Source organism: Schleiferia thermophila (assembly GCF_003337435.1).
Classification (GTDB): domain Bacteria; phylum Bacteroidota; class Bacteroidia; order Flavobacteriales; family Schleiferiaceae; genus Schleiferia; species Schleiferia thermophila.
Window position 1 is genome coordinate 1 of the sequence record NZ_QPJS01000007.1, and the last position, 15971, is coordinate 15971.

Here is a 15971-nt window from a genome sequence, read left to right on the forward strand (position 1 = left end):
TTTTCTGATAAAAGGACCATGTATATAAGTATATAACAAGGGTAGAGCCCCAGTATCGACAGGTTGCAATCTGTGGAATAAGTATAATGCGCAACACCACGCGACCTTGAAGGGTTCAAACGTTTTATGCTTGTAAGCGTCCAGGGTTCGGGTTTTTGTCATGGTTTTATCCTGGCAAAAACACAGGCCAAAAACCGATGAAATTGGGGTATGCTTGAAACCGAGGGTTCAATAATTTTAAAATCATAATCTTTTAATCTTTTCGCTCCTCTGGGGTTTTAAGCCTGGAAACCTTCCGATTTTTCAAACGCTAAAGCCTTAAAAATCTAATTAATCAAATCTGAGTCATAAGCTCTCTGAGTTCCGAAGACGCCTAGTAGACTTTAAAACATAGGAATATAGACAGTTACGTGTTTGAAACACTGGGTGCAGTATTGAACGTTGCCATGTATTTATTCAATTAATCACCGGTACAATACAATCTCACCTCTTTTTGGGGTTTGTGGGTTGCCATCTCTGTCGGTATAGCGAATGAGGTAGAGATATACTCCTTCCTGGACGGGCTTGCCCTGGTATTGCCCGTCCCAACATTCTTTGGGGTCGGTACTGCTGTACATCATTGTTCCCCAGCGATTGAATATTTGTATGTGGTAATCTGCTACATTTTCTGCCGATACCTGGAAGCAATCGTTTACCCCATCGCCATTGGGGGTAAAGGCATTGGGGATGTAAATGGGGTAATCCACAACAGGGGGCGGGGAGCAATCTTTTTCATAAACTACTAGTGTGTCTGTATAGCTAAAGCACTCATTGTAGGTGTGTACATAATAGACTCCTGCTTCATATATCTGAGTGGTAGCTGTGCTATCGCCATTGCTCCAGAGTATGCTTACTTCTTGAGGTACTTGCACACCCAGCCAAGCCGATTGCCCAAGGCACAGGGTTTCTGGATAAGGAGCTATTTGAGGACTAAAATTGTAGATGTAATTGACTACAATGGTATCGTAAGCGCTGTAAAGTCCATCTATACTCACCTGTACCCAGTACGTACCTGCTTGATTTACTGTAATGCTTGGCGTGGTATCGCCTGTACTCCATAGATAGTGACGGGTTTCATTTTCCAGCATATAAGTACTGTCAATTACCTGTGCGGTAAGCTGCAAGGTCTCGCCCTCACACAGGGTAGTATCGGCAGGTAGCTGCACTGTGAACAAGGTATCGCTGCATTTATAAAAATGGAAGTCGTCGAAAAAAACAAAGGAATAAAAAGATTGGAACATGGCTTGTGGATCGTTATTAAAATTTCTCCTTCGAGATAAACTGGTAGATGAATCAATAACATTAAATGAGCTTGGAGATAAGTTGGGATCAAATATTCCTAAGGAAAAATGATTGTAATGGTCATTGACACTTACATTAAATAAAACCTTTCTCCATTTGTCGCTTTTATTTATTGATGAATCATTTATTGAAACAACCAAAGAATTATTGACAATATCCGTATTTGAAAAACTAAAGCTTGGTAGATTAGCTAAACTTACAATACTATCTTTGGATAATGCGATATCAATATTATTTATTTGAAATGAATTTCTAGAATCACTCCTTACAAAAAAATAACCACAATATTTATCTATTTCTGTAGTTTTTTTTAGAGGAATACTTATAATTGGAACTGAAATAACCCAATTCCAATTAACACCAAAAAATTGTCTAGCTTTTACAATAGAAAATGCAAAAAAATGGTCTCCGTTAAACGCATTTAAATTTTGATTATTTAATATGGAATCTAAAAGGAAATTTATAGTAATTGGATAATAAAGATTTGGATATATAATCCAAATTTGACCAGAACCTGTAAAGTGAGAATATCTAATTGAAGCATCATACCAATCAAAGTATCTTCCTTGAATGATATCAGGATGCAAATTTTGACCTGGCACTTTAATATATGGACAACCTATGTTATGTGGACAAGGGCCATGATTTTCAAAGGAGTAATTAGAAATCAAATTTTGTCCCTGCAATTGGTTCATTATAATGAAGATGAAAAAGAGTACTTTTTTCATGAGAATAAAATTAAATACACACAATATGGCAAATATTTAGAATACTGTGTGTTATTGTTTTAAAAATAATTCTAGTTCTTAACAATCCTGTGTCTGCTTTGTCCTGCATCAGAGTTTATTTGCATTATATACATTCCTGAAGCGAGATTTTCTAGGTTAATTTGCAGCTGATCAGTGAATTCGGTGACCTTATAAGAATATACTTTTTGACCTATTTGGTTAATAATCATAATATCGTGATGATAAGTTTTTTTGCTTAATTGAATATTCAATAGGTTACTTGTAGGATTGGGATATAAGTTGGTTGCAATAGCTGGTAATTCATCAATAGTTAATCCTCTATTAGAAGGAACGCTATTACATGAAGATATTGTTGCAGAAGAATTATCAGTGAAATCAGGATTTAATGATCCCGCCCATGTATTAGGATTAAAGGTTAAGCCTTGAGATGAATTCCAATAGTATGTTATTGGAAATCCAACATTCAAAGTTCCTTCTAATTTAAATGGATAGGAATGCATTACCCACTCATTATTAGCACTTTGTGCAGGTGAGCCTATGTTGCCAATGTTCACATTTTGGAAGTAGATCCCTCGGGTATTGATAAATTGATTACACTCTATTCGGGTAAAGAGGAGGTTGTCTATCCCAAAGATAGAATAGCATAGGTTTTCAAAGATATTATTGCCTATCCAAGTGTTAAGTGAGTTGTTGGTATATAGGCCATAAATGGTCCAGATATCGCAGTTGCTACTCATGGCCGTATTGGCATGGGTTATGTAATTTTCACCTACCACAGCATTTTCGCAATTATCTAGGCTAATGCCTCTAAAGGTATTGCCTGCGAGCTTACCCGTTATTTCATTAAAATTGATGTATAAGCGTTTGTTTATGGTCCAATTAGGGTCGCTTAGGTGGCGCGCAATGTCAATGCCTCTCGCTTCTATATCTGTTAGAATATTGCTATGGATTAAGGTACGATTATAAAGGGTTTTTGGGGTGCCCAAATAAATTCCGGTAGTATAATTATGTATTTGATTATGTGATACATTGTTGTTGCCTGATTGGTTTATGAGGTCTAGTTTAATTGCATAAGATCCATTGTTGAAAGTATTGTACAATATATCGTGAATTCCGTTGAGTGATTGAATTGCTGTATTGTTGTTTATAAACTCGTTAAAGGCAGTGCTTGAGTTGCCTATGTTTAGATAAGAATCTTTGCCTACTATTCCATAAGGGCCATTTTCCAATCGGTTGTTTTCCATGTACAATTGAGAGTTGATGGAATAAACGATTGGGTTTTCGGTATTGCCCTGTACAATAAGGTTGTTGATTCCTGCGCTCTGGTCACCAATGTAAACTTCATAACTGTTTATTAATACAATAGCTTGATGATAAAAATCGGCTATATAAGTGTAGGGCATTAAATTAACAGTCGATGATGGCGATTGTAGGATACCGTTGTGTCCTTCCTGCCAAATATCGACTGTATTTTCTGTAAAAACTACGTTGTTTGAACCTGCTGTAAAATTTTCAATTAAAAGGCTTATCATATTATTTGAAAAAGTAGAATTGTCAATCAACACAGTGGGATTGTTGAGCGCCCAAACTCCTCTAATGCCAGCTTCAGTATGTGTTTGTGTAATGGATAAAGTACTGCTCGGGTCATCTACTACAATAGCATCCCATCTATATTCATTATTGCAATTCACAATGCTGCAATTGGTAAATTCTACAGTGTAAGAAGCATCAATAACCAACTGAGCATCCGGAGCAAGATTAAAGATGCAGTTATCGAAAGTATAGTTTTCATCTAAATGCACAGTACCATAAACATCAAAAATCATAAATGAGAAGAATCCACCTCCAATTTTTGGGCTAGTGGGTTCTTGCACAAAAATCTCATTACCTACACCATTGATACAACAATTCACCACCGTAGAACTTAAGGTGAAAACATTGAACCCATTGGTATAAGTAATGTCAAAAGTGCCAAAATCTTAAAAATCGGTAATGTTTACAGAGCTTAGTGTGAGAACCCCTGTTGAAGAATTAAAAGATTGGGTTGCAGTAAAGCCAACAGGAAAAAAGCCTGTAACGGAAAAAGTTGGATTGTGTCCAATCACTTGAAAAGTAGCTGTGCTACCACAAATGCCCACGGCATTACTGCCCACTGAGCTGGGTTGTAAACTAAATTGGGCATTAAGCCAAGTGGGAGAAAGGGTCAATAATCCTGGAATCATTAGGCTTAGGATTAGGGTTACAGAGTTGCAGAGTTGCAGCGTTGCAGCGTTGTGAGTAGATACTTGTTTCATAGTTCAAATGGAAATGGTATGTATATTTCAAAAATAATTTCTTTTTTAAAACATGCAACCGTTTATATGTTAAAATTTTAGAAAAAGTTTAAGATTGCGGATGTTGAGTTGACTGATTTTCTGATAAAATAAAAGGACCATGTATATAACCAGGGTAGAAGTGAAGGGTGTACAAATATTCACTGCGCAAGTGCACCAAAATCTCACGAGTTGCGCGACCCACTGGCTAACTTTGAGGTGATAAGACCTGCACGAAAAGCTGTCAAAAGGAAATTGCCTGAAGCATCTGTGGTAAAAAATATAAAACCTCTTTAATCTCTAGCACAGTCTTTTCTAGCCACTTAATTGTGATGTTCGTCTATTACCAAACCCTCAATATTTAACGGACAATTTTAAGCAGAGCCTATAAGCTCTAAAAGCGTAAGAAGTGTAAAAAAAGTGGTTTATAATCAAGAAAATTTTTTAATAGTTAGGTAGTTGGGAGTTTGATGGTTCTAAGTTGGGTAGTTTGGTGGATTTGTTCACAGTTCAAAGTTTGAGGTTAATCTGATAACTTTAATATTTAAACTTTGAATATTAATACCATATGTAAAAAATATTTCAAATCTTCAAAAGTCATTAAACATTAATCATTGACAAGTGACAATTGAAACTCCAAATCCGACATCTACGCTGCCGCCGGCATTTTCAATGTTTTTATTCCTTTCAACTAGGTCAAATGAAAGAACCCACCAACGGAAGAATGCCAATTTTTTTGAGATAACACGTATTCATAAAACATTCTTTTTGCAACAATGCTGCACAACTACACGAGCGCGGAAACGCATAATGGTAAAGCGAATATTCAAAGAGGTTTAAAGGTTGTGGGGCGCTATGAAGAGAAAAGCCTAATCCAATTTAAAAGCGAGCCCAATTTCTGCCATAATGCTTCCGTGATTATTGCTCAAGTGATGGTAGCGTGTGGTAAGTGATAAATCCATTTTTGCATGTATTACATACAGAGCACCTGCTCCAATAAAGTAAGTAACTCTATTGATATACAATTGATAAGGTACTAAATGATTAAACTCAGCTATAATTTGATTATCTAGGCCTACTGTAACTTCTTCTATGCCTACTACATAGTGTTTTCTAACCTGCAAATAACTCAATCCTAATTCACCCATTACGCTCCATTGATTTTTTAAGTTAAAGGATTTCATAAGCCCAAAATCCAGTATGGCTTGATGACTATGCGCTGTGTAATAACTCTTTTCTTCGCCATTGATATCTCTTCCTAGCCAATCTTGAAAACCAGGATGTTCAAAGCTATAAGGCACACCCTTTTCAAGCACAATACCTCTATTACCACCGCCATACATAAAACTCCTGCGGAGCAATAGATTAAACTGATAAACCTTTGGAGAATTGTACTGAATACTCAGGCCATAAGCATGTAAATTACTATGATTCATATACATATAAGGCAAAGCTGCATAAACTTCACCATATTTTTGAGCCAATAAAGAGGATGACTGAATTAAGCATCCTACAAAAACTAAAATCTTGTACCTAAACATAAACTCATGCTTAAAAAATCACTATATAAAATATGATTATAATCGGCTTGAATGCCCAATTGCGTATAAGTACCTAATTGGTATCTTAGAAATGCAGAAGCGTTGAAATTAAAATTTCCCAAAGCATCTCTTGCTAGCTGACGTAAATCTCCGTAGATATCCACATCTATATACCCTACCACATTGCCACTCTCGTAAACCTCAAAACGATTCAAACCACCTCTTGCATAGAATCCTCTATGCATGACCATTTCATTTCTTAGTGCCGAGATTAAGGAGAGCTTTGGGTAACCAAGATTCTTTATTTCATAAAACACACCCAAATTCAAGCCCATTATATTGAATAAATCTGTAATCTTAATATTATCAGGTATATTGCCATTTGGCAGAGGGTCTCCACCAATTGGGAAATAGGCATTATTAGGATTATATGGGCCCGTAAAACCATGAAATAAAACTCCTTCATAATTTATCCTCTCCCAATACTCAAACCTATCGTAAAACAAACCTAGATTTACTCCAAAACCCTTGTGTAGCTTCCTGAAGTAATTGATTTCTAGCTTATTAAAATCAAAATTATCTACAGCAAAAAACTGTTGACTTAATTGAATTTCGCTTTTGCTTTGAGCTGTACCCAAGAGTGAGTAAAAAACTAAAATGCAAAATGTTGTTTTTTTCATTTCTAAAAATCGTAGTACAAACCTAAACTTCAAAAGAAGCCACAAGCGTTAAAGCTAAAAAATGACCCTAAGAAAAATCTCACCTCCTCTCACAGCAATTCACCTCTTCGGTACTGTGGCAAGATTTTTCTACTTTGAACAAGCCGCAAGGCTAAGGGTCATCGATAATTTCCGCTGCGGTGTGCTTATTCAAAAATGGCTACAGGATAGCGAAAAAATTAAAACCTATAACCTATACCTACCATAAATTGTATAAAAGCATCCCATTCATATGTGAAGAGGAAGGGATTGTTGCGCAAAGGTGGTTCATCTCTTCGAAATTCTTTGAAATAGTAGCTGCCTATGCTAAAACCCACTTGAGCATTGAAATACAACTTATCATTAAGAGGAAACTGCCCTCTGAGATAAGCGGTATTAAACAAAAATGTTCCCTTTTCTCCAATGACTCCTTCTTCTACTGTATAAAATTCACGAATTGAGCTAAAAGATGGGTCTACTAACTCTTCTAAGAAAATATAATTAAGTTTTTTGAGGCTCAATCTATGTGCATGAATAGAGTAACCTATAAAAAAATGATTCTGTGAAATACTAGCAAATCTTTTCTCAGTGAAAAAATTTAAGCCAATTACATCCGTGGTATTTATTCTATAAGCGCGCTTTCTATACACATAATTATTTCTATCATGTGGTATGTCATTCAAATGAAAATTAAAACCCCCACCAAAATTTAGTTTTTTTCTTTCTATTCTCAGGTTTATTTGTGCTCCCTTGTGAGGAAGTACTCTACCAATGCTTACATCCAAACATACACCTAGTGAATCGCGTTGGGCTATGCTGGGTAATGCCACTAAAAGCAAAATGCCAATGGCCAATAAATGATACTTTGTTTTCAAAATTTATATTTTAATGAAACATTGTATGTAATTGTGAATGCTTCACCACCCACAGCTCTAAAAAATTTGCTAATCAACCAATCTGCACCACTCACTAGATTATCATCAACATAGTAGTAAAAAACTATACCCGGTAAGGCACTCATTGAAATAAAGAGATTGTCATACAATCTTCCATCAAAACCCAAACCCAAACTATACATCCAATTAAATGAAGGGTCAACATCTAAATTATAAATATAAATTGCGTACCAATTTCCATCGTCCCCAATAAAAGTAGGAGACATTAAATCAATTACATGTGCAATGTAATTCACAAAAAAATTATTGACAAAGTACAGTCTATTGTTATTGTTCTTTATCCAATTTCTTTCAATACTTAGATCCAATCCAAATCTTTGGCTGTTATTAAATGCCCAGCCCCTATTAAAATGAATATTTCCTTGATTATCTGTAGGATATACATTGATGAAATAGTTTAGCCCAAGTTCAAAGTTCCAATTCTGCCGCTCATATCCTCCAGCTACAAAAGTATAATGACCAAAATGCTTTTTTGAATATCCTGATTTGATGCTCCAAGGCTGTGCATGCATCATAATGGGTATTAAAAGTATCATTAACAAACAATTCTTCTTCATTTTTTGGAAATAATTAAAAAAGCTCATACAGCAATTTATATGAGCTTTATCATCTTACTATTGTGTTCTTATCATTTTGAAATCTCCCAAAGGCTCGTTAATCCAATTATTTGCCCACTGAGAAGGATGCCAGCATATCCAGTCGTAAAACTTTATGGTTGGAGTTTCTTCAGGTTTGTAAGCAAAATAATCATTTGTCCAAGTTCTTTTCGACCTAGAAAAAATTTCCACCTTTGAACCATTGGCCAAAACTAAATATGTACCACAATGAATTTTTCCACCTTCAAACCAATCTCTTTCTACGGAATTCCAGCAAGTATTGCATTTATCTATTCGCTGTTGCAGATTTACTGGTCTATCCGCAACTTCATTCCACATATATAGCCATTTATTTATATCATTTTTATTTACCTTTTTAAATATGCTGTAAGCAAACGGATAAGGTATATGATCCCAAGCACCTGTAAAAGAGCTATATGCTAGCCTTGAGCCAAAATTCCAAACCTCAGAATCTCCCCATCTCTCATGTCTTACCTTTATTCTAAAATCATAGGTGGAGAATTTATCACCAGCGGTTGCAGGTGGCATATCACAATTCACACAATTGTCAATTTCAGAGGGAGGAGGTGGTGGTGGAAGTTTTATTCCTGTATAAAACCAAGGTGGAGGACTTAGTCCTAAAGCTACATAATGATAACCAGGGTTTACCGATACAATTCCAATTACCATTGTTTCGCAATTTATGGATCTATTTTCATCAATAATTACCTCTTCCCACGCCATGTTTGTAGCATTAAATGCCACCCTTATACTGCATCGCCATCTATATTCGGATAATACATCTCATCATCCACATCTATCGCTGGTGTTACCAGCGGAATATAGGTATTTGAAGCTTCAAAAATATTGTATATAGAAATTGCAAGCTCATATTTATAGCCATCTACATCCATACTACTTTCTAATTGGTCAATACAATTAAAACCTGCACATCCATTGCCCATTACAGTTGATAATTCATTTGCAATTTGCAACGCAAAAGTACTGTCTTCTTTTCTAAGAGTGTAAAAAGGCAAATCTGTACTTCCCGTTCTTTGATACCAATAAGCAGCGGCAGAATGTAAATTATAAATAAAGCGGGGATTCAAGGCTAAATTTCTAATGGCAATACTTAATTGATACTTAGCAATAAAATAATTCTGTTGCTCAAGAGTAAGATCATAAGTAAAAATTGTATTTGAGTCTTGTTGATTTTCTGGATACGCATGACAGAAATGACTCAGAAGGGTTTCGGGTATTTCCGAAAACATAGGTTTTGCATCTAAAGATTCTTTTTTGTCCTTCTTACAGCTGAGTGCTATAAAACATGACAGAATCAATAATGAGAAATTTTTTAAAAGATTCTTTCTTTTCATTTTTTGGTATTTTAAAATTAATACTCAAAACATTAAAACCACACATTGATTCCTAGTTTATTCTGAAAAACCCATTTACTACCCTCGTCAGATACATTCCTTCCGATACCTCCGTAAACGCTGAGTCCTAAGTCTGCAATTTCTGTTAACCTAAATCTGTAAGTTAATTGACCATTAAACTTAAAATGATTTTGAACCAACGGCACTTCAAACTCCTCAAAACTAAAGCCTGTGCTTGGTGTGCCAAATATGATAATTGGCAAACCTTCATCTCTGCTTACATAGTAGCCAATATTATAACCAATCCATAATGGTAGATTATAGGATGACTTTAAACTATATAAATGTGAAAATGAAAAAAAATGACCTATGATATAATCATTTAAAGGAAATCCATTGCCTGTAGAATCTTTAATTGTATGACTCGTTGCATCTCTATAGTATTCATATTTAAAACCAAATAATGAATTGCCAACTTCTAGGTAAGATGAAATTCCAATGCCATGTCTGCTAAATATTTTTCGATTTATCTCCAAATCTTCATTAATAATATGATTGGCAAGATGAAAATTAGAAAAATCTGGATAATTAAACACTTCAAAAGAAAATGTCAATTTATCAAAAAAACGCGTTTTCTCCTGACCATTGCTATAAAAAGAAAATAGTATAAGTAATAAGCAGAAAGATTGTTTCATCTATCTATATGCATTAAATTTGTATGAAACACCCAATCGAACTCTATCAATTCCTAATCCTATATAGTTTTCTAAATCTGGATTTAGTATTTTATACGTCTCATTAAATGTAAAATAGTCAATCTTACAATTAAGACTCCATCTGTCGTCGATGACATATCCAGCAGCAAGAGAGTATCCACCTATAAAAAGTCTATTCTTTGTAAATAATCCATCCTCCAAGTCCATTATCATACTTGCGTCAGTACCATTAATAAATCCAAGACCAAAGTATAGTGAGTTAGTTTTAACACGAATATATTTATTGAAGTATAAATATTGAAGTTCAAAATGAGTAGTCCTTCTTCCATCAGTCATTCCTTGATAGTGAAAAAGTCTTTCAGCTGAAATAGAGATTCCTGTTTGATTATGCCTCAATTCAAGGCCCAAAGAATGGGAATTCAAAAAGGTTTTGTCATATCTATTTTGGTCAATATTTAATTTTGCAAAACTTAGATTACTAAATAAACCTAAATTAAAAAACAAGTCTAATTCTTGATTTTTTGAAACTTTTGTATGAGCTCCGAACAATTCATGCTTGTAAGTAAGCATGTATGTGGTATTGAAATTAGCAAAAAATGAATTTGATTGAAATGTATATATACCATTAAATAATACATTAGCTTCTATCCATTTCATTTTGAATCCAAACATAGGGACAATGTTTGTATGTCTATTAGGATAATACTGTGAAAATATATTATTATAGGTATTTGAAAGACCTATTCCAAATTTTAATCGACCTAAATACGAATATAAATTATAATAGTAATTGTGAATATCTAAATTTAACAAGCCATTTTGGAAAGGATAAATTACATCAAATTTTGAGTAATTAAACTCTAAGCCCAATCGATATTTTTTATAATAAATACCTACACCGATAGAAGGAGAATAAGCTAAAAGATCAATGCCTCCAGGAAAAAATGGCAATGGAAACATTTCATTACTTGGATCTGTAATGTGAAGTCCTGTGAGGAGATAAATATTTCTACTTGATGTTTTTGTTGTATCACTAGCTTCTAATTCTTGAAAAAAACTTACTGCAACCAAGAAGATTGCAGTAAATATTTTTAAACAATTAGTATTAATACGCCTTAATATGTATATCTCCATACCCATTATAATTGATCATTTTTGAATACTTTCTTTCCTCACCTATACACCAACATTTATTCTTTTCAACAAAAATTAGCTGATATGGCTTGTCTTTCTTCTTGCTATCTACACTCGCTTTTATCCGTAGACACTTATCATCAAAAGGGAGTGCAAATGTACTTTGATATATTCCGCAAATTGAATTAAAATGTACTATTCTTTTTCTCGTGGCGAACCAATCATATTCATAAGTTGCGGCTAGCCATTTTTTACAATTTGCATTTACATCAGGTAATCCAGGATGCTGTAGGTTTACATTTCTATTGATTGAGATATTTGAGTTAATATCATCTTTATGAACGCTTTTTAAATCATAAGCTTTTGAATTCCAGTAATCATGAATATGGTCTAGATTCATAGTTCTTACCCTCCATTCACTATGTTTCGTTCTTGATTCATTCCTTTTTGTAATATGACAATTCTTGTATTGTATGTAATTAGCATCATTACATACATTGCCAGGAGCTCTTGGGTCAAATAGAATTTCACCATTTTCTGTTGAATCGTGATGTCCATCAATGATAACTAAGAATAAGTGTTCATCATTTTCATCAATATTATATCCAACAATTAAAATTGGAATATCAGTTATTGGTAAAATTGACAAATCCAATGCTTCATTAAGTTCTGCTCATCCAAACCTTTTACCAATTAATATTTCGTCCCAATCATTACAACCTTCATTTGGATACCAAGCTGGAACAAAATCTCCAATAGAGTCTTGGAAATCTGCTTCTGCCCCTATACCAATTATTGCCTTTGATAAGAACCAATTGCATGTTTGAAAATTATCTACTTTAATTGATGGTGGAAACTGAACATTATCATATACCAATGCACTTTTTAAGGAATTATAAGAATAACCATGATTAGATAACTCATTCTCTAAATCTGTAAAATAATTATTATGAATTGATAAAAAATCATCTAACAACAGTTCACCATCTTCATTCAAATAGTTTCTTACATCAAGCAAAAACTCTTCGTCACAAGCAAAAATCCTCAAGCTCTTTGCTAAATAATATAAAGCTCTGTCGAAATCTTCTTCTTCACTATCATAAGGATTGTCTAAATAATTGATTAGTGGCTGTGGCAGATTTCTAACTATCTCATACAATTCTGGTTGTCCAGAAAGTTCTGGCTTTGGCACATTAATTAAAGCTTGAAAATCTTTTTTACAAGATGAAAAAATCATCGATGTTACTACTATAAATAGTAGAGTTTTTAAGTTTTTTATTTTTTGGTATTTTAAAATTAATACCACAAATCAAATGTAAAAAACAATGTGTGTGTGAAATAGGCTAAATTCAGTGTGAAATAGCCTAAACACTTTGTTAAAGAAAATCGCAGACTATTATAATTAGTAGTTTTAACATATCTTACATTTGTTATGCATGCATAACATTTTTGTTTTTAATACAAGTATTACTATTAAAATGTAGTGTTAGTACATGTGTTTAGTTACAAATTCACACATTCACCTCCTCTCACAGCAACTCACCTCTTCGGTACTGTGGCAAGATTTTTCTACTTTGGGGTAGAGGTAGATGGGTAGAAATAGTACTTCCGACATAATTTTATAATGATATTCTCTTCTTTAAACCAAAAACTTATAGCAAGGCATGGGTATAGCATAAACGGGGATTTTCTCCCCAAAATTTGAAGGGTAGCTGAGTATGGAGAAAAAAACAAATCAATTATTTCGCGAAAAATGTACAGAAACCTGGCACTTTGTCTGTTTAAATTTCACTCTTTTTATCTTATAAAAGCGATATATCAGATCTCCTATTCGTTCCAATGAACAATCACTTTCTCATGGCTAATCATAATCAAAAAATAATGGATTGTATGGACTAAAATTAAGAAAAAGGTCAATAGTAATATCACAGGAATTTTAAATGGATAGCGCAAAGATTGATTGTAATTTCTTCGTATTTGCTCATGATAAATCAATGAGTTTACACATTGTGGAGGGATCCGATGTGCTTTTTTATCATTTAAGGATTCTTCTTCAATTCAAACAATACTTTCGGTGGTGCAAATAGTTTGGTTTAATCGGTCCGAGGTGATTTGCGTGAGGGATGCGGAGGGCGCCCGTAAGGGCGGTGCGGAGCACGGGAGCGAAGCGCACCCCGGAGCAGCCCGACCCCGTGCGGTAAGGCCGACGCAGGAGGGCCGGCGCACGGGGGCACGCCCAAAGGAAAAAAATTATCTTTTAGATTAGCGGCCGTGTAGTGTAGTGTGGATGGGAAAGCAATCGCAGGGTGAATCGCTTTGGGGCCCTCTGAGGAGGTATGTACCGAAGGCGGCTTTTGGATATGTGGAGGAGCTTCTGAACAGGGAGGTAATCTACCTGAAGGTGACCAGGCCTAAAAAGTCAAGGGCGGGTCTTTACTTCTACGATGAGAAGTGCGGCAGGCATGTAATTTACATCAACGGAAATCTGGATCGGTACAATTTTCTGATTACGCTGGTCCATGAGTACGCTCATCTGGTGGTGAGGAGGCAGTATGGTAAGGCTGTGAAGCCGCACGGGGTGGAGTGGAAGCGTGCGTTTGCGGGGCTTATGCGGCCATTGCTGAGGGTGGAGGTGTTTCCGGAAGAGATAGTGAAGTTGCTGGCCTTGCATATGCGTAATCCGATGGCTACGCACTTTCGCGATCAGGAACTTCTGAGTGTGATTAAAAAGTATCAGCAGCACTGAAGGCCGGGAAGGGTGGGGGAGTGGAGGCTGTGGTCGTTACCTTTGCGCGAAAATTGAGATATAGATGCTTGGATTGAAACTGCCGACCGACCCGCGTTGGGCAGATATTGCTTCAAAAAATCTGGAGGAGATTCTGACGGATCACGCGTACTGTGAGCAGAAGGCTGCATCTACGGCTATATCGCTGATTGTGAGTTTTCCGGAATTTCCGGATCTGGTGGCTGAGATGGCTGCTCTGGCCCGTGAGGAGATGTCGCACTTTGAGCAGGTGCACAAGCGCATTGTGGAAAGGGGCTATCGATTTGGGAGAGAGCGGAAGGATGTGTATGTGGCCAGGATTAACGAGTTTTTTCCGAAGACGGGCGACCGGCTGGAGCGTCTGATTCAGAGACTGCTGGTCGCTGCGCTGATAGAGGCCAGGAGTTGTGAACGCTTTAAGGTGCTGAGCGAAAACATTCAGGATGAAGATCTGTCGCGCTTCTACCGCGGGCTGATGGCTTCGGAGGCAGAGCATTATACGACTTTTCTGACCTTTGCCCGCAAGTATGGTGGCAGAGAGCGCGTGGATGCTATGTGGCGTGCTTTGCTGGAATACGAGGCTGAGGTCATAAAGGAATTTGGTAAAAAAGAACACATCCACGGGTAGATGCTACGCTTTGAGCTGGAAGCGATGGATCCGGGCTCCAAAGCCAGAGCTGGTCGTATCGCTACGGACCACGGGGTGATTGAAACACCCATTTTCATGCCCGTGGGTACGGTGGGTAGTGTAAAGGCTGTGCATCAATATGAGTTGGTAGACGATGTAGATGCCAAAATCATCCTGGGCAATACGTATCATTTGTATTTGCGACCCGGTACGGATGTGCTTAAGAAGGCTGGTGGTTTGCATCGCTTTATGGGATGGGAGCGTCCGATACTGACCGATAGCGGGGGTTATCAGGTTTTTTCTCTGGCAGAAAACCGCAAACTCACTGAGGAGGGTGCGCGGTTTAAATCACATATCGATGGAAGCTACCATATGTTTACTCCTGAAGGAGTGATGGACATTCAGCGGAGTATAGGAGCTGATGTGGTAATGGCCTTCGACGAATGTCCGCCCTGGCCGTGCGATGAGCGCTATGTGGAGGAGAGTATGCATCTGACGCATCGGTGGCTGGAGCGGTGTATCAGGCGTTTTGATGAGACACCTTCATTGTATGGGTATGAGCAGAGTCTGTTTGGAATTGTACAGGGGGGTACTGTGTCGCGGTTGAGGAAGGAGTCGGCCGAATTTGTGGCGTCAAAAAATCTGTCGGGGAATGCCATTGGGGGTCTTTCTGTGGGTGAGCCGGCGGAGCTGATGTATGAAATGACGGACCTGGTCACCGACATCTTGCCTGCTGACCGACCGCGGTATCTGATGGGGGTCGGCACACCAGAAAACATCCTGAATTCCATTGCTCTTGGGGTGGATATGTTTGACTGTGTGATGCCAACGCGCAACGGGCGGAATGGGATGCTTTTCACGACGGAGGGCATCATCAACATCAAAAACCGCCGTTGGGCGGATGATTTTTCGCCTATCGACCCAGCGGGGATCAGTCGTGTGGATTTTCAGTATTCGAAGGCGTATCTGAGGCATTTGTTTGTGGCTGATGAATTTCTGGGTCGGCAGATCGCATCGGTGCACAATCTGGCCTTCTACCTCTGGCTGGTGCGGGAAGCGAGGAGGCATATAGTTCAAGGCGACTTTGTGGAGTGGAAAAATGAAATTTTGCCAGTGATTAGCCGCAGGTTATGAGAATGGAGGATGGACATGGCGGCTAT

The 15971-nt window shown here is 36.9% G+C and carries 16 protein-coding genes; 3 read left to right on the plus strand and 13 right to left on the minus strand.

Translation table 11 applies throughout. The features are described from left to right. Positions 1-464 precede the first annotated feature (464 nt). The 13 genes from DES35_RS11585 to DES35_RS10720 all read right to left on the minus strand — a co-directional run bounded on the left by DES35_RS11585 (position 465) and on the right by DES35_RS10720 (position 12656). On the minus strand, positions 465-1280 hold the full coding sequence (locus tag DES35_RS11585; protein ID WP_170125741.1) for a gliding motility-associated C-terminal domain-containing protein: 816 nt from the start codon (positions 1278-1280) through the stop codon (positions 465-467). Positions 1281-2140: 860 nt separating this feature from the next. Continuing rightward, the gene (locus tag DES35_RS10665; protein ID WP_147269352.1) at positions 2141-3964 is read right to left on the minus strand and encodes a T9SS type A sorting domain-containing protein; all 1824 of its coding nucleotides are present in this window, start codon (positions 3962-3964) and stop codon (positions 2141-2143) included. Positions 3965-4069: 105 nt separating this feature from the next. After that, positions 4070-4312, minus strand: a complete 243-nt coding sequence (locus DES35_RS10670) for a hypothetical protein (protein ID WP_147269353.1) — start codon at positions 4310-4312, stop codon at positions 4070-4072. A gap of 959 nt (positions 4313-5271) precedes the next feature. After that, positions 5272-5943 carry a hypothetical protein gene (locus DES35_RS10675; RefSeq protein WP_125039449.1) on the minus strand — a complete coding sequence of 224 codons (672 nt, stop codon included), beginning with the start codon at positions 5941-5943 and terminating at the stop codon, positions 5272-5274. Then, on the minus strand, positions 5922-6623 hold the full coding sequence (locus DES35_RS10680) for a hypothetical protein (protein ID WP_125039450.1): 702 nt from the start codon (positions 6621-6623) through the stop codon (positions 5922-5924). Before DES35_RS10680 ends, DES35_RS10675 begins: the two co-directional genes overlap by 22 nt. Before the next feature lie 218 nt (positions 6624-6841). Continuing rightward, positions 6842-7516, minus strand: a complete 675-nt coding sequence (locus tag DES35_RS10685) for a hypothetical protein (RefSeq protein ID WP_125039451.1) — start codon at positions 7514-7516, stop codon at positions 6842-6844. Beyond that, positions 7513-8154: a hypothetical protein gene (locus DES35_RS10690; protein ID WP_170125742.1), complete on the minus strand. Its 642-nt coding sequence runs from the start codon at positions 8152-8154 to the stop codon at positions 7513-7515. Before DES35_RS10690 ends, DES35_RS10685 begins: the two co-directional genes overlap by 4 nt. Positions 8155-8211: 57 nt before the next feature. After that, the gene (locus DES35_RS10695) at positions 8212-8937 is read right to left on the minus strand and encodes a hypothetical protein (protein WP_125039453.1); all 726 of its coding nucleotides are present in this window, start codon (positions 8935-8937) and stop codon (positions 8212-8214) included. Between the two features lie 23 nt (positions 8938-8960). After that, positions 8961-9569, minus strand: coding sequence for a hypothetical protein (locus DES35_RS10700; RefSeq protein WP_114366538.1), 609 nt, complete (start codon positions 9567-9569; stop codon positions 8961-8963). A 32-nt stretch (positions 9570-9601) separates the two neighbouring features. Then, positions 9602-10264: a hypothetical protein gene (locus tag DES35_RS10705; RefSeq protein WP_125039454.1), complete on the minus strand. Its 663-nt coding sequence runs from the start codon at positions 10262-10264 to the stop codon at positions 9602-9604. Further along, positions 10265-11419 carry a hypothetical protein gene (locus DES35_RS10710; protein WP_125039455.1) on the minus strand — a complete coding sequence of 385 codons (1155 nt, stop codon included), beginning with the start codon at positions 11417-11419 and terminating at the stop codon, positions 10265-10267. After that, positions 11391-12068: a hypothetical protein gene (locus DES35_RS10715; RefSeq protein ID WP_148095377.1), complete on the minus strand. Its 678-nt coding sequence runs from the start codon at positions 12066-12068 to the stop codon at positions 11391-11393. The genes DES35_RS10710 and DES35_RS10715 overlap by 29 nt, the downstream gene beginning before the upstream one ends. Positions 12069-12092: 24 nt before the next feature. After that, entirely contained in the window at positions 12093-12656 is a 564-nt protein-coding gene (locus DES35_RS10720; RefSeq protein WP_185714356.1) for a hypothetical protein, read from the minus strand. A gap of 1050 nt (positions 12657-13706) precedes the next feature. On the opposite strand from DES35_RS10720, the gene DES35_RS10725 reads away from it, so the two are divergent. From DES35_RS10725 to tgt, 3 genes are all read left to right on the plus strand, one after another. Next, positions 13707-14165, plus strand: a complete 459-nt coding sequence (locus DES35_RS10725) for a SprT-like domain-containing protein (RefSeq protein WP_114366541.1) — start codon at positions 13707-13709, stop codon at positions 14163-14165. A gap of 64 nt (positions 14166-14229) precedes the next feature. Continuing rightward, entirely contained in the window at positions 14230-14811 is a 582-nt protein-coding gene (gene miaE / locus DES35_RS10730; protein ID WP_037358604.1) for a tRNA-(ms[2]io[6]A)-hydroxylase, read from the plus strand. Then, entirely contained in the window at positions 14812-15945 is a 1134-nt protein-coding gene (gene tgt / locus DES35_RS10735; protein WP_114366542.1) for a tRNA guanosine(34) transglycosylase Tgt, read from the plus strand. Positions 15946-15971 lie beyond the last annotated feature (26 nt).

What these genes read in the sequence shown, in the direction of transcription:
- DES35_RS11585 (WP_170125741.1), bottom strand. Translation starts at nt 1,280, where the DNA reads ATGTTCCAATCTTTTTATTCCTTTGTTTTTTTCGACGACTTCCATTTT.
- DES35_RS10690 (WP_170125742.1), bottom strand. Translation starts at nt 8,154, where the DNA reads ATGAAGAAGAATTGTTTGTTAATGATACTTTTAATACCCATTATGATG.
- DES35_RS10700 (WP_114366538.1), bottom strand. Translation starts at nt 9,569, where the DNA reads ATGAAAAGAAAGAATCTTTTAAAAAATTTCTCATTATTGATTCTGTCA.
- DES35_RS10680 (WP_125039450.1), bottom strand. Translation starts at nt 6,623, where the DNA reads ATGAAAAAAACAACATTTTGCATTTTAGTTTTTTACTCACTCTTGGGT.
- miaE (WP_037358604.1), top strand. Translation starts at nt 14,230, where the DNA reads ATGCTTGGATTGAAACTGCCGACCGACCCGCGTTGGGCAGATATTGCT.
- DES35_RS10705 (WP_125039454.1), bottom strand. Translation starts at nt 10,264, where the DNA reads ATGAAACAATCTTTCTGCTTATTACTTATACTATTTTCTTTTTATAGC.
- DES35_RS10675 (WP_125039449.1), bottom strand. Translation starts at nt 5,943, where the DNA reads ATGTTTAGGTACAAGATTTTAGTTTTTGTAGGATGCTTAATTCAGTCA.
- DES35_RS10710 (WP_125039455.1), bottom strand. Translation starts at nt 11,419, where the DNA reads ATGGAGATATACATATTAAGGCGTATTAATACTAATTGTTTAAAAATA.
- DES35_RS10725 (WP_114366541.1), top strand. Translation starts at nt 13,707, where the DNA reads ATGGGAAAGCAATCGCAGGGTGAATCGCTTTGGGGCCCTCTGAGGAGG.
- DES35_RS10670 (WP_147269353.1), bottom strand. Translation starts at nt 4,312, where the DNA reads ATGATTCCAGGATTATTGACCCTTTCTCCCACTTGGCTTAATGCCCAA.
- DES35_RS10695 (WP_125039453.1), bottom strand. Translation starts at nt 8,937, where the DNA reads ATGGCGTGGGAAGAGGTAATTATTGATGAAAATAGATCCATAAATTGC.
- DES35_RS10720 (WP_185714356.1), bottom strand. Translation starts at nt 12,656, where the DNA reads ATGATTTTTTCATCTTGTAAAAAAGATTTTCAAGCTTTAATTAATGTG.
- tgt (WP_114366542.1), top strand. Translation starts at nt 14,812, where the DNA reads ATGCTACGCTTTGAGCTGGAAGCGATGGATCCGGGCTCCAAAGCCAGA.